Origin of the sequence: Micromonospora sp. CB01531 (assembly GCF_001905095.1) — a bacterium.
Taxonomy (GTDB): domain Bacteria; phylum Actinomycetota; class Actinomycetes; order Mycobacteriales; family Micromonosporaceae; genus Micromonospora.
The window spans coordinates 166,994-180,603 of record NZ_LWLS01000035.1; the positions used below are offsets into that span (position 1 = coordinate 166,994).

A 13,610-nucleotide genomic window follows, 5' to 3' on the forward strand; every position below is an offset into this window, starting at 1 on the left:
GACGGGCCCCTTGTTCGACAAGGGGCCCGTCCGTTCACCGCAGGCGGTAGACCGCCATCCGGGAGTTCGCGAACCGCAGGTCGGCGAGGCGCCGCAGATCGGGTGCCTCCGGGGCGACCTCCCGATCGACCACCAGCCAGCGGACGCCGTACCGGTCGCGCAGGGCGGCCAGGCCGGCGGCGGTGGGTGCGGTGAAGGCCGCGTCGTTGGCGCGCTGCCGGGCCGCGTCCCAGAACGGCGCGTACGGGCCCTCCGGCCGGCCGACCATCCGGGGCGCGAACGCCCACCCCTCCACCAGCACCGAGCGCTCCGCGTAGCCGCTGAGCCAGAACGAGCGGGCGTCGCACCAGCCGTCCACCACGGTCCGGCAGTGCACGTTGGTGGCGAGCACGTCGGCCGGGTCGCTGTGCGCGTGGACCCAGCGGGCCGCCTCGACCCGCGAGGCGGGCATCGCCACCACCGGGTACGCCCCGCCGTTCGGGTATGTCCGGGTCGCCGCGGCGTCCAGCACCAGGCCCGGCGCCCCGGCGACCAGCACGGCGGTGAGCAGCAGCAGTCCGCCCCGGCCGGCCAGCCCCGGCCAGCGCCCACACAGCGCCGGCCAGTACAGGGCCACCACCAGCGCCGGCACGGCCAGCGCGCCGGCCCACCAGAGCAGCGGCAGCACCGGGGCGTACGCCGGGGAGGCGGGCGTGCTGATCGCCGAGCCGAGCTGGACCGCGGTGAGCAGCACCGCGAACCCGGCCGCCCCGGCGCCGAGCAGCCGCCGGCCCCGGGCGGAGAGGGCGGCCCGGTCGGCCACCTCGATCCAGCCCCACGCGGACAGCAGCACCCCGAAGGCGAACCCGGTGCGGGTGAAGTACTGGTTGCTGCTGCCCGGGTGGCCGACGGCCAGGTAGATCGCCGGCCCGGCGAGCGCGCCGCCGAGCAGGAACACCTGCACCGGCTCCAGCCGCCACCGGCGGTGCCGCAGCAGGGCCAGCAGGCCGGCCAGCCGGAGCTGGAGGTTGAGCAGGACCGCCACCGCCACCGCCACCCACACCAGCACGGTGACCGCCGCCGGACGTCCGGTCGGCACATACGGGCGCAGCCCGGAGAGCGGGTCGAGGGTCACCCCGTGGCTCTCGAAGGCGAACAGCACGGCGGTGGCGAAGAGCTGCGCGGCCAGGGCCAGCCCGGCGGCGACCAGCACGGCCCGGTGCAACCGGCGGCGGACCAGCAGCGCCAGCGCGGCGGTCCCCGCGAGTGCGGCCAGCACCACCGGCAGCGAGCTGGCCTTCGCGCCGGTCGACGCGGCCAGGAAGAGCACCACCAGCGCCCAGGCGCCCCGGCCCAGCGCCGGTACGCGCACCCCGCGGGCCGGACCGACCAGTTCGCCGAGCGCGGCGATCAGCGGTAGCAGCAGCACCCAGCTGTACGTCATCGACGGGCTGCCCCAGACGACGAAGGTGGCCTGGGTGCCGAAGAGCTGCCGCCAGCCGTTCTCGAAGCCGAACTCCCCGACGGTGAACATCAGCGCGGCGGCCACCACCCCGGCGTACGGGCGGCCGGTGAGCCGCCAGCCGACGACGGCGACCAGCACGGCGGCGAGCGCGCAGAGCGCGGGTACGCCGAGCCGGAAGAAGACCGTTGGCAGGTCGACTCCGCTGACCAGGCTGGTGGCGGCCAGGTGGGCGAAGCCGAACCAGTGGTAGTGCAGCGGTTCCCCGGCGGCCTGCGGCAGGTCCGGCGGGACCTGGTGGGTGGCCGCCCCGGCGAGGGAGAGCTGGAATGCCAGGTCGAGATACTGGGCCTGGCCCTCGTCGCGGGGCAGCACCGGGTTGACGGCGAGGAACGAGCCGTACAGGTAGAGGGTGAAGCCGGCGACCACCCCGGCCAGCGACCACGCCCAGCCGGCCGGCGCGACGGTGGCGTAGCGCACCCGCCAGTGCCGGCGCAGCCGGGGTACGGCGGCGAACGGCAGCAGCACGGCGAGCGGCCACAGCCGCAGCCAGCCGGGCACGCCCAGGGCGGTGAACGCCGCCCAGGCGGCCAGCTCCAGCACCAGCCCGACGGCCGCGCCCAGGGCCAGGTCCTCGATCAGGGTGTGTGGCCGGCGGCGCAGCGCGCGGAACACCAGCGTGCCGGGGAGCAGCACGGCCAGCAGCGCGTACCCGGTCCAGCGGGCGAGCGCGGCGACCGGGGTACCGGCCACCAGCAGCACGGCGGCGACGAACGCGTACCCGGCCACGGCCGGGGCGTGGCGCAGGGCGGCCGGGCGGCGGCGCGGTGCCACGGCCGACGGGGCGAGACCGCCGCTGGCGAGGGCGGTCACCGCAGACTGTCGGCCAGCTCGGCGGCGTCCGGGCGGGCCGGCTCACCGCCAGCGCTGTCGCTGGCCACCGCGTACGCCGGCCGGCCCTGCACCGCCGTGTAGATCCGGGCCACGTACTCGCCGAGCAGCCCGAGGCAGAGCAGTTGCACCGCGCCGAGGAAGAGGATCGCCACGTAGAGCGAGGGCCAGCCGGTGACCGTCGCGCCGGCGAACCAGGCCAGCACCGCGACCACCACCAGCACGCCGCAGAGCGCGACTCCGACCAGCCCCAGCCAGGTGGCCACCCGCAGCGGGGCGGCGGAGAAGCTGGTGACGCTCTCCGCGGCCAGCCCGGCCATCCGGGACAGCGGGTACTTGGTCCGCCCGGCGGCGCGTTCCCGCCGCTCGTAGGCGACCTCGCCGCTGGCGAAGCCGAGCCAGGGCACCACCAGCCGGAGCACCGGGCTGCGCTCCGGCAGCGCCCGCAGCGCCTCGACCGCGGCCCGGCTGAGCAGCCGGAAGTCCCCGGCCTGGGCGGGCACCTGCGCGCCGACCAGGTGCCGGACCAGGCGGTAGTAGCCGGCCGCGGTCCACCGCTTGAACCAGGAGTCACGGCTCCGGTCGGCCCGGACGCCATAGACCACGTCGAGTCGGTCGGCGCGGGCCAGACGGAGCATCTCGACGATCGCCTCGGGCGGGTCCTGGAGGTCGGCGTCGATGCTGACCACGTAGCCGCCCCGGGCGCGGAGCAGCCCGGCGACCAGGGCCGCCTGGTGACCGCTGTTGCGGCGCAGCCGCAGCACGCGCAGTTCGGGCCAGCCGGCTCGCAGCGTCGCCAACCCCGCCGCGGTGCCGTCGGTGCTGCCGTCGTCGACCGCCACCACCTCGTACGCCTCGCCGAGCCCGTCCAGCACGCCGCGCAGCCGCGCGGCGAGCAGTGGCAGGACGGCCGCCTCGTTGAACATCGGCACCACCACGGAGAGCGCCGGCTGAGGTGCGGTCACGGCCCCTCCGTTCCTGCGGCGGCGGACGGCCCGACGCTACCAGTCGGACTGGTCGCGAACGGCCGGTTCAGGGCCGTCGACGCAGGTCAGGTGCCGCAGGCGGTGGCGGGCAGCCCGGTCACCGGCACCGGGGACCGGCCGGTGGGGCGGGCCTTGCCGGCGAGCACCCCGGCCAGGGCGGTCAGCGACGCCCGGCTGGACGAGTAGGTCGCCAGCAGCGTCGGCGACTTCGCGTCGGCCAGCACGTACGGGGTGTCCATCGCCACCGTCACCGCCGCGTCCGCGCGCAGGTCGTCGGCGCTGTCGCCGTACCCGACGAGGTGCACCACGGTGCCGCCGCGCGGCAGCACCCGGACCCCGGCGGCCGTGAGCGCCTGGGTCAGCGCGGCGCGGCTGCGCTCCCGTCCGGCGGAGGAGGTGACGGTGACCGGGCCGGCCACCGGGGCGCCGCATCGGCCGCGGAGCAGGGTGACCGCCGCGGCGGCCAGGTCGGTGGCGGCCTTGCGGTGCTCGGCGCCTGCCAGCGTCGACAGGTCCGGGGCCGGCCGGTCGGCCAGTTTGAACTTCATGGTCAGCACTCGGGTGACCGCCTCGACCAGGCGGGCCCGGGGCAGCGAGCCGTCGCGCAGCGCGGCCAGCAGCCCGTCGTACGCCTGGCCGACGTTCGGGGTCATCAGGATGAGGTCGTTGCCGGCGTTGAGCGCCCGGACCGCGGCCTCCCCCGGCGCCCACCGCTTGGCCGGCGCCATGTTCATCCCGTCCGTGACCACCACGCCCTGGAAGTGGAACTGGCCGCGGAGCACGTCGGTGAGGAGCTTGCGGGAGAAGGTGGCGGGGGTGCCCGGATCGACCGCCTGCACGTCGAGGTGAGCGGACATCACCGCCAGCGCGCCGGCGTCGATCCCGGCGCGGAACGGCGGGAACGCGGTGCGGTCCAGCTCGGCGCGGGACTGGGTGATGACCGGGAGATCCTGGTGCGAGTCGTCGGCGCTCAGGCCGTGGCCCGGGAAGTGCTTCACGGTGGCGGCCACGCCGGCGGCCTGCAACCCCCGGACCGCGCCGGCCACCTGGTCGGCGGCGTTCTGCGGGTCCGCGCCGAAGGAGCGGGAGCCGATCACGGTGCTCCGGGTGGCGAGCACGTCGGCGACCGGGGCGAAGTCCATGTTGATCCCCATGGCGGCCAGTTCGGCGCCGGCGGCCCGCCAGGCGGCCTCGGTCAGCGCCGGCTTCCCGGCCGCGCCGGCCGCCATCGGGCTGGGCAGCAGGGTCACCCCGTCGGTGATCCGGGTGACCACGCCGTACTCCTGGTCGGTGCCGATCAGGAAGGGGGCCGGGCCGGCGGGGAGCTTTCCGGCGGCCGCCCGCAGCCCGGTGGTCAGCTCCCGGACCTGCTTCGGGTTGTCGACGTTGGTGGTGGCCTGGTTGCCGGAGGTGGGGTCGTCGGCGCTGAAGCCGACCAGGATCACCCCGCCCAGCCGGTACTTCGCCACCATCGCCGCCGGGGTGTCGACCCCGGCCAGGGCCTGGTTGCCGGCGGCCGACCCGGGCGAGACCGTGGTGGCGGAGCTGCCGTACGCGTACGGCATCAGCACCTGGCCGACCAGGTCCTCGTCGGCCAACGTGCGGACCAGCGCCGCCGCCCGGGCTGCCGGGTCGTCGGCGGACGGGGTCGGCGCGGCGGCCGACGGGGGCGGGCTCTCCGCCGCGGCGGTCCGCGGGCCCCTCGGTTGGTTCGCGCAGCCGGAGACGAGCAGCGCGGTCAGTGCGGCGAGCGCGACGAGGGCACGTCGAGGGGTGGTCGACATCCGCCCATCCCACCAGTTCCCCCCGTACCGGGGCAACTTGACCTTTGTCAGCCGACCTGGGTGAGCAGGGTCACCGGGGCACCGTCGCCGGCGTACCGGTACGGTTCCAGTTCGGCGTCCCAGGCGGTGCCGAGCGCCTTGTCGAGGGCGTGCGCGAGCGCCTCCGGGGCCCGGGCGGACGCCATGATGCTGCGCAGCCGGTCCTCGCCGAGCTGGATGTCACCGGCCGCGCCGACGGTGGCCCGGAACAATCCCCGCCCCGGGACGTACATGAAGCGCTCGCCGTCGACGCCCGGGCTCGGTTCCTCGGTCACCTCGAAACGGATCATGGGCCACTGCCGGAGGGCAGCAGCCAGCTCGGCGCCCGTCCCTGGGCTACCGGTCCACCCGCACTCGGCGCGCCGGGCGCCGGGATCGACGGGCTGGGCCGTCCACTGCAGGTTGACCGGCGCGGCGAGGACGCGCGCGATCGCCCACTCGACGTGCGAGCACACGGCGAGCGGGGTCGAGTGGACGTATACGACGCCACGCGTTGGCACGGTGACCTCCCGGAGGGCGAGGTGCGTCTTCCCCTACGACCTCGTCCACCCGAGTGGTTTCCGTAACACATGATGACCGGTGTGACGGATGGTGCGCCAGCGAATCGGAAAATCCGCCGCCCGGGATTGGCGGAAATACCCGGGCGGCTGACCCCGTTGACCCTCCTGACGGCGTGATGACCAGCCAGGCATCGAGGTCGTGTACAGTTCTCTGGGCGGTTCTGTGCCGCCGCACATCTTCGCGGGCCGACGCTCACCAGAACGTCACCCGCAACAGCCCCCGGACGTTTCAGTCCCTCCCGTACGTCTGCAAGGAGTACCTCCGTGGCGAGCAACACCTCTAAGACCGCGCGCGCCTCAGTCCGGGCCGGCCAGGCTGGCCAGGGTGGCGCCCTCAGCGTGCTGGGCGAGTTCAAGTACCTCATCCCGCTCAACGGCGGCAAGCACGCCTACGTACGCAACCTGACCAACGGCAAGACCGAGCGCCTGCGCACCGACTCCGAGGCCTTCGTCGAGGAGATCCGGACGCTGGCCGCCGCCGGCCACGCCGCCAAGGTCCGCGCCGAGATCAACAACCTCGCGGCCGACTACCCGGACCACGGCTGGGACAAGACCGAGAAGCGTCTCGTCGAGGCCGGTGTCTTCGAGGGCTGAGTCCCGCACCGCGACACCACGAACCTCCCGCCGGGGTCACCCGGCGGGCGGTTCGTCGTTTCTGGACCCTGACGGCTGATGCGGGCTCGGCCCGAGGCGTCGACGGACGAGGCCCTTACTCGCCGAGCAGTGCGACGTCGCCGGTGGCCAGGTCGTAGAGGGCGCCGACCACCGCGACCCGCCCGGCCGTGACCGGGCCGGCCAGCAGCTCGTCGGCGCGCAGCGCGGCCACCGTGCGCCGGACGTGTTGGCGGACGGCCCGCGGGTGGGCGGACGGGTCGTCCGTGCCGACCTCCCGGACCGCCGGGGCGATCTGGTCCACCACGTACGCCAGCGAGCCGCCCGGTCGCTCGTCGGTGCGCAGCGCCTCCACCGCCGAGCCGACCGCCCCGCAGCGCTCGTGTCCGAGCACCATCACCAGCGGCACGCCGAGCTGCCCCACCACGTACTCGATGGAGCCGAGCACCGCGCGGTCCAGCACGTGCGCCCCGGTACGGATCACGCAGATCGAGCCGAACGTCTGGTCGAAGATCGCCTCCAGCGGCACCCGCGAGTCGATGCAGCCCAGCACCACCGCGTACGGCTGCTGGTCGCCGGAGGCGACGGCCGCGGCCGCGGTGACGTCGTGGCCGTGCAGCGGCTCGCCGCTGACGAACCGACGGTTGCCGGCCAGCAGCTCGGCCAGGGCGGTACGCGGCGTCCGGGCGGCTCCGGCGGCCGGTGTCGGGCTGGGCGGCGGCATGCCTTCCAGCCTGGTCCCTGATCCGACCGTGCGCGGGGTGGTCGGGAATCTTCTCCGCGACACGGTTGGCGTGCTGTCATGGCGGGTAGCCGGTTGTTACCGCCGGGTTGCGCCGGTGCACGGACATCGGTCGGCCCGGGGGAGGTGGACATGCCGGAGCACCGGGAGGTACGGCTGCCCGACGGCGTACGGCTGCACGTGACGGCGACCGGGCCGGTCGACGCCGAGGTCACCGCGGTCCTGCTGCACGGCTGGACGCTGGACGGGCGCAGCTGGCACCGGCAACTGGCCGAGCTGCGGGCGCGGTACGGCGACCGGGTCCGGGTGGTCACCTACGACGCCCGCGGGCACGGCCGGTCGAGCTGCATGGCGCTGCGTACGGCCACCCTGGCCCAGCTCGGCGACGACCTGGCCGCGGTGCTGGACGAGGTCGTCCCGCACGGGAAGGTCGTCCTGGTCGGGCACTCGCTGGGCGGGATGACGGTGATGGAGTACGCCCACCGCCATCCCGCGCACTTCGCCGCCCGGACCGCCGGGCTGGTCTTCGTGTCGACCACCGCCGAGGGGCACACCCACACCGGCTACGGGCTCTCGCCCCGCATCGCCCGGTTGATCCGGCTCGCCGAGACCACCGGCGCCGGGATGCTCGCCCGTTGCGGCGCGTGGCGTCCGCCGCACGCCCTCCTCCGCGCATTGCGCCCGAGCATCCGCTGGATGCTGTTCGGCGACCGCTGCGACCCGGCCGACATCCGGCTGGTCACCTCGGCGGTGGCGCACGCCTCGCTCCGCTCGATCGGCGGCTTCCGCGCCTCGATCGGTGCCCAGCACCGGCTGGACACCCTGGCCGCGCTCGGCCGGGTGCCGGCCGCCGCGCTGGTCGGGGACCGGGACCGGCTCACCCCGCCGCCCTGCGCCGAGTCCATCGCCGCCGCGCTGCCCAGCACCGAGCTGACGGTGTGCCCGGGTGCCGGCCACATGCTGATGATGGAACGCCCCGACGAGGTGAACGCCGCCCTCGCGGCGGTGCTCGACCGGGTTCTGGCCTGGCCGGCCACGCCGGCCGCCGAGCCGGTCGCGCCCGGCGGTGCAGGCCTCGCCCGGGAAGCGGCCTGACCTGTGGTGGGAACGCCCAGATAACGGGCAACCGGCACGCGCGGGTGCCGGGCACCGGCATGGCCGCGACAACGGCCGGGAGGGCGGCCCGTACCCTCATTCAGCCCGCCGTACCCGCCGCGTGACCACAGGAGCCCCCGCCGTGAGCGACCAGACCACCCTGGAACGGGAGATCGCCGTGGAGCAGCGGCATCTCGACCGGGTGTACGCCCGCCTGGCGGAGCTGCGCCGGTCGGCCGCCGACGCCGAGCGGGAGGGCTACCGGCTGGCCCGGGTCGGCAACTTCGGCGCGCTGGTGGAACGGGACGCGATGGTCTTCCACGCCGCCCAGCGCCGGTACGTGCTGGACGCCGAGCACGAGGGGCTGGTCTTCGGCCGGCTGGACCTGCGTACCGGGCAGGTGCTGCACGTGGGACGGCTGGGCATCCGCGGGAAGAACGCCGAGACGCTGGTGGTGGACTGGCGGGCGCCGGCCGCCGCCGCCTTCTACCAGGCCACCCCGGCTGAGCCGATGGGTGTGGTCCGCCGGCGCACCATCCAGTCGTCGGCGGAGCAGGTCACCCGGATCGAGGACGACCTGCTGGACCCCGAGTCGGCGCCGCCGGACCTGGCGGTGGTCGGCGACGGCGCGCTGCTGGCCACCCTGTCCCGGGCCACCGGACGGGGCATGCGGGACATCGTCGCCACCATCCAGCGCGAGCAGGACGAGGCGATCCGCTCCCCCGGCTCGGGCGTCACGATCGTCTCCGGCGGCCCGGGCACCGGGAAGACGGCGGTGGCGCTGCACCGGGCCGCCTACCTGCTCTACTCCGACCGGGCCCGGTACGCCGGCGGGGGGATCCTGGTGGTCGGCCCGTCCAGCGTGTTCGTCGAGTACATCGCCTCGGTGCTGCCCTCGCTCGGCGAGGAGACCGCTACCCTGCACTCGCTCGGCTCGCTCTTCCCCGGCATGTCGGCGACCCGTACCGACCCGCCCCAGGTGGCCGCGGTGAAGGGGTCGCTGCGGATGCGCCGCGTGCTGGAGCGCGCGGTCCGGGACGCGGTGCCGGACTCCCCTACCGAGCTGCGCCTGCTCTACCGGGGCGAGCTGCTCCGCCTGACCAGGGACCAGCTGGACGCGATCCGGAACAAGGCGCTGCCCCGGGGCGCCCGCCGCAACGAGGTGCGCCGGGCCGGGTTCGACGCCGTCCTCGCCGCCCTGTACGGCCAGGCCCGCCGGCTGCGGATCGGCCGGCTGCCGGAGCAGCCCGCGTTCGAGGACGAGATCATCGACCGGCCGGAGTTCCGCGAGTTCCTGAAGGCCTGGTGGCCCCGGCTGCACCCGCGGCACGTGCTCGGCTGGCTGGCCCGCCCGGAGCGGCTGCGCCGGTACGCGGGCGGCGTCCTGTCCGGGGCCGAGATCCGGCAGCTCACCGAGGCGTACCGGACGCTGGACCGGGCCGGGCTGACCATCGCCGACATCGCCCTGCTGGACGAACTGGACGCGCTGCTCGGCAAACCGGTGCAGCGGGCGAAGCCGAAGCGCGACCCGTTCCAGCTCGCCGGGGGCGTCCGGGAGCTGAGCACGTTCGCCGACCGGCAGCGGGCGGCCCGGGCCGCGGCCCGCGAGCGCCCGGAGGACTACCGCGACTACGCCCACGTGGTGGTCGACGAGGCGCAGGACGTCTCTCCGATGCAGTGGCGGATGATCGGCCGGCGGGGCCGGTTGGCCTCGTGGACCGTGGTGGGCGACCCGGCACAGACCGCCTGGACCGGCGACCCGGAGGAGCTGACCCGGGCCCGGGACCAGGCGCTGGGGCGGCGCCGCCGGTACCGGTACGAGCTGACCACCAACTACCGCAACTCGGCGGAGATCTTCGCGGTGGCGGCGGCGGAGATCCGCCGGCTCTACCCGGACCTGCCGCTGCCCACTGCGGTCCGCTCCACCGGCGTCGAGCCGGTCGAGCTGGCGGTGCCCCCCGCCGAGCTGGCGCCGGCCACCGTGGCGGCGGCGCGCACCCTGCTGGCCGAGGTGGAGGGAACGGTCGGCGTGATCACGCCGGTGCCGCGCCGGGACGAGGTCGCCGGCTGGCTGGGCGAGCTGGGCGGCGGCCGGCTGCAGGTCGTGACCAGCCTGCAGGCCAAGGGCATGGAGTACGACGGCGTGGTGCTGGTGGCCCCGAGCGAGATCCGGGCCGATCCGGGGTCCGGCGTCCGCACACTCTACGTGGCGCTCTCCCGGGCCACCCAGCGCCTCACCACCCTCGACCCGGTGGGCTGACGGCGGCTGCGGCGCCGCCCATTCACTCGCACATATAGCGATGTGAGCATAGATTGGGGTCGGGCCGGGTTGCGGAACGGAAGGGTGTGGGCGTGGGCGCAGGTCATGACCACAGCGGCACGGTGGCCAACGCCGCGCACCGCCACCGGGGCCGGCTCTGGGCCGCCTTCGGGCTGCTCAGCGCCCTGATGGTGGTCGAGGCGGCAACCGCCTTCGCGACCGGCTCGCTGGCCCTGCTCTCTGACGCCGGGCACATGTTCACCGACGTCCTCGGCATCGGCATGGCGCTGGCCGCGATCACCGCCACCCGGCGTGCCGAGACCGACCCGCAGCGCACCTTCGGGCTCTACCGGCTGGAGGTGCTGGCCGCCCTCGCCAACGCGGTGCTGCTCGGCGCGGTCGCCGCGTACGTGCTCGTCGAGGCCGTCCGCCGGTTCGGCGAGCCACCGGAGGTCCTCGCCGGGCCGATGCTCGCCGTGGCGGTGCTCGGCCTGGTCGCCAACCTGGTCGCGTTCGCGCTGCTGCGCAGCGGGGCGCAGGAGAGCATCAACCTGCGCGGGGCCTACCTGGAGGTGCTCGGCGACCTGCTCGGCTCGCTCGGCGTGATCGGCGCCGCCCTGGTCATCACGTTCACCGAGTGGTGGTGGGCGGACCCGCTGGTGGCCGTCGCGATCGGGCTGTTCATCCTGCCGCGCACCTGGCGGCTCGGCCGGGCCGCGGTCCGCATCCTGGTGCAGGCCGCCCCGGAACACCTGCAGGTGACCGCCGTGCACGACCGGCTGGCCGCGGTGCCCGGCGTCGCCGAGGTGCACGACCTGCACGTCTGGACGCTCACCTCCGGCATGGACGTGGCCTCGGCGCACCTGACCACCACCCCCGACGCCGAGGTGGGCGAGGTGCTCGCCGCCGCGCGGGCCGCGCTGCACGATGACTTCCGGATCGATCACGCCACGTTGCAGATCGAACCCGGGGCGTCACCTGGCGCGTGCGGATCCGTCGAGTGGTAATTGAGGACAACCTTAAATCCAAGTGGCTATTGTGCACTAGTGCCGGCTTATGCCCGATTCCCGTTCGCCGCCCACGGCGACGGGTCGGAACAGCGCCGGTAGGCTCGGTCGCGGCTTTCGCCGGACGATGCCCAGCAGCGTCCGCGTTGGCCGTCGCCTAATCGCCACAGCACGGCGAGCCGGGGAACCACGTACCTGGGGTGCATCCGCGTCAGCGGTAGGGATCTTCCGTCCCGAACCCGTCAGCTAACCCGGTCGGCGGTTGACGGAAGGACACGTGAATGCCACCAGTGGCACCTGTACGAAGGACGGCCGCCCGGTTGGCGGCCCTGCTCGTCGCGGCGCTCGCCCTCGGCGTCGCGGCCACGCCGGTCTCCGCCGCCTCGGCGGCTCCCCCGACCGGCCTGCTCGCCGCCGCACCCGGCGACGACGAGGGCGGCACACCGGCGCTGCGCGCGCAACTCGACGCGGCCAGCAAGGGCTGGCTGGAGGCGCGGACCGCGTTGAACCGGTCGCTGAGCCGGCAGCAGCAGCTCACCGCCCAGCTCAAGACGATCAACAGCGAGCTGGGTGTACGCGACGCCAAGGTCGGCGAGCTCGCCGGGTTGGCCTACCGGACCGGGCGGCTCGGCACCGCCGCGGCGCTGCTCGGCAGCAGCAACCCGGAGGGCTTCATGGACCGGGCGCTCACCCTGCAGCAGGTCGCCGCACACGAGGACCGGGCCCTGCGCGACCTGATCGGCACCCGGGACCAGGCCACCCGCACCCAGAACGCGCTCAACGGCGAGATCGGGGAACAGCGCAAGCAGGTCGCGATCATGGCCAAGCGCAAGGCGCAGGCGGAACGGGCCCTGGCGGTGGCGAACAACCGGACCACCGGCACCGCCGGCGGCAGCGTGCAGGGCACGTCCCGGGTCAACGCCACCCCCGCGAAGCGCAACCCCGACGGTTCCTGGCCCGCGGAGTCGTGCAGCGTCAACGACCCGACGCCCGCCGACGGCTGCATCACCCCGCGCACCCTGCACGCGCTCCAGCAGGCCAAGGCGGCCGGGTTCACCCGGTACGTCTCCTGCTACCGGCCCAGCGGCTCGGGTGAGCATCCCAAGGGCCGGGCCTGCGACTTCGCCGCCCAGAAGGACGGCTTCGGCGGGGTGGCCACCGGCGGCGACAAGACGTACGGCAACAACCTGGCCGCGTACTTCATCCGCAACGCCGACCCGCTCGCCGTGCTCTACGTGATCTGGTACAAGCAGATCTGGCTGCCCAGCAGCGGGTGGAAGGCGTACAGCGGGGGCAACGGCGACCCGTCCAGCGACCACACCAACCACGTGCACCTGTCGGTGTACTGAGCGGTACGGTGGCCCGCCGGCGGCGGGCCACCGTACGCCCACCGACGTACGCCGGATGTCGCCGCGCGGCCCACGACGCCGGGTCGGCAACGGCCGAGTATCGAGGGCATGAGCCGACTCTCGCCCACCACGCGCAAGGCACTGCTCACCCTGCACCTGGTCACCTCGCTGGGCTGGCTCGGCGCCGACCTGGTGCTGCTCACCCTCGGCATCGCCGGGCTGCGCGGCGCCGATCCGGAGGTGGTTTATCCGACCGCCGGGCTGCTGGTCACCTACCTCTTCGCGCCGCTGAGCGTGGCGGTCTGGCTGGTCGGGCTGGCCAGCGCGCTGCTGACCCCGTGGGGCCTGCTGCGCTGGCGCTGGGTGCTGGTGAAGTTCGCGATCACCACCGGGATGCTCGGCCTGGTCCTGCTGCTGCTCACCCCGACCGTGCGCGGGCTCGCCGAACAGGGGCCGGAGCTCGCCACCCGGGACCGGCTGGACCTGGTCATCCCGCCGGCGGTCTCCAGCAGCCTGCTGATCCTGATGACCGTGCTGTCCACCTACAAGCCGTGGGGACGGCTGCGCCGCGCCACGCCGGCGACCCGGCGGCCGGCCGCCGGCTCCAGCGACGGCTTCAGCGACGGCTTCAGGTCGCAGCGCGGCGTCAGACGCGCCGAACTGAAGTCGTCGTCGCGGCGCGAGGTCAGGCCGGCCTTCATTCGGCCCGGAGCGCCGCCGATCGGCGCGGAGGCCGAATTGTGGCCGCCAGCCGAGCCGGAGTTGCCGCAAACCGCCGGGCGGCGGGCCTAGCCGGTACGGCCGCCGCACCGGCTTACGATCTCGTGCGCAATAGGACGGTCGG

General features: G+C 74.7%; 11 protein-coding genes and 1 riboswitch. Of the genes, 6 read left to right on the forward strand and 5 right to left on the reverse strand.

The window, feature by feature from the left end; translation table 11 throughout:
* Positions 1 to 34 precede the first annotated feature (34 nt).
* The 4 genes from A6A27_RS07225 to A6A27_RS07240 all read right to left on the reverse strand — a co-directional run bounded on the left by A6A27_RS07225 (position 35) and on the right by A6A27_RS07240 (position 5,641).
* On the reverse strand, positions 35 to 2,314 hold the full coding sequence (locus A6A27_RS07225; RefSeq protein ID WP_073833747.1) for a hypothetical protein: 2,280 nt from the start codon (positions 2,312 to 2,314) through the stop codon (positions 35 to 37).
* Entirely contained in the window at positions 2,311 to 3,297 is a 987-nt protein-coding gene (locus tag A6A27_RS07230; RefSeq protein WP_274534533.1) for a glycosyltransferase family 2 protein, read from the reverse strand. Before A6A27_RS07230 ends, A6A27_RS07225 begins: the two co-directional genes overlap by 4 nt.
* A gap of 86 nt (positions 3,298 to 3,383) precedes the next feature.
* A complete protein-coding gene (locus tag A6A27_RS07235; RefSeq protein ID WP_073833748.1) occupies positions 3,384 to 5,102 on the reverse strand; it encodes a glycoside hydrolase family 3 protein in 1,719 nt (572 codons plus the stop codon).
* Positions 5,103 to 5,149: 47 nt separating this feature from the next.
* Complete coding sequence (locus A6A27_RS07240; protein WP_073833749.1) at positions 5,150 to 5,641, reverse strand: DUF3145 domain-containing protein; 492 nt, start codon at positions 5,639 to 5,641, stop codon at positions 5,150 to 5,152.
* 324 nt (positions 5,642 to 5,965) lie between these two features.
* On the opposite strand from A6A27_RS07240, the gene A6A27_RS07245 reads away from it, so the two are divergent.
* A complete protein-coding gene (locus A6A27_RS07245) occupies positions 5,966 to 6,295 on the forward strand; it encodes a hypothetical protein (protein ID WP_073833750.1) in 330 nt (109 codons plus the stop codon).
* Positions 6,296 to 6,410: 115 nt separating this feature from the next.
* Here the strand turns inward: A6A27_RS07245 and A6A27_RS07250 are convergent, their stop codons facing one another.
* Positions 6,411 to 7,037: a carbonic anhydrase gene (locus tag A6A27_RS07250; RefSeq protein WP_073833751.1), complete on the reverse strand. Its 627-nt coding sequence runs from the start codon at positions 7,035 to 7,037 to the stop codon at positions 6,411 to 6,413.
* 150 nt (positions 7,038 to 7,187) lie between these two features.
* Between A6A27_RS07250 and A6A27_RS07255 the strand changes: the two genes are divergently transcribed.
* The 5 genes from A6A27_RS07255 to A6A27_RS07275 all read left to right on the forward strand — a co-directional run bounded on the left by A6A27_RS07255 (position 7,188) and on the right by A6A27_RS07275 (position 13,558).
* Entirely contained in the window at positions 7,188 to 8,150 is a 963-nt protein-coding gene (locus A6A27_RS07255) for an alpha/beta fold hydrolase (RefSeq protein WP_073833782.1), read from the forward strand.
* Positions 8,151 to 8,292: 142 nt separating this feature from the next.
* Positions 8,293 to 10,410: a HelD family protein gene (locus A6A27_RS07260; RefSeq protein ID WP_073833752.1), complete on the forward strand. Its 2,118-nt coding sequence runs from the start codon at positions 8,293 to 8,295 to the stop codon at positions 10,408 to 10,410.
* A gap of 92 nt (positions 10,411 to 10,502) precedes the next feature.
* On the forward strand, positions 10,503 to 11,417 hold the full coding sequence (locus A6A27_RS07265; RefSeq protein ID WP_073833783.1) for a cation diffusion facilitator family transporter: 915 nt from the start codon (positions 10,503 to 10,505) through the stop codon (positions 11,415 to 11,417).
* Between the two features lie 144 nt (positions 11,418 to 11,561).
* Positions 11,562 to 11,693, forward strand: a riboswitch (cyclic di-AMP (ydaO/yuaA leader).
* 5 nt (positions 11,694 to 11,698) lie between these two features.
* Entirely contained in the window at positions 11,699 to 12,766 is a 1,068-nt protein-coding gene (locus A6A27_RS07270) for a coiled-coil domain-containing protein (protein WP_073833753.1), read from the forward strand.
* Between the two features lie 108 nt (positions 12,767 to 12,874).
* The gene (locus tag A6A27_RS07275; RefSeq protein ID WP_073833754.1) at positions 12,875 to 13,558 is read left to right on the forward strand and encodes a hypothetical protein; all 684 of its coding nucleotides are present in this window, start codon (positions 12,875 to 12,877) and stop codon (positions 13,556 to 13,558) included.
* The last annotated feature ends 52 nt before the right edge of the window (positions 13,559 to 13,610 follow it).

Coding starts and splice junctions, on each gene's coding strand:
- A6A27_RS07270 (WP_073833753.1), top strand. CDS start 11,699: ATGCCACCAGTGGCACCTGTACGAAGGACGGCCGCCCGGTTGGCGGCC.
- A6A27_RS07235 (WP_073833748.1), bottom strand. CDS start 5,102: ATGTCGACCACCCCTCGACGTGCCCTCGTCGCGCTCGCCGCACTGACC.
- A6A27_RS07275 (WP_073833754.1), top strand. CDS start 12,875: ATGAGCCGACTCTCGCCCACCACGCGCAAGGCACTGCTCACCCTGCAC.
- A6A27_RS07250 (WP_073833751.1), bottom strand. CDS start 7,037: ATGCCGCCGCCCAGCCCGACACCGGCCGCCGGAGCCGCCCGGACGCCG.
- A6A27_RS07255 (WP_073833782.1), top strand. CDS start 7,188: ATGCCGGAGCACCGGGAGGTACGGCTGCCCGACGGCGTACGGCTGCAC.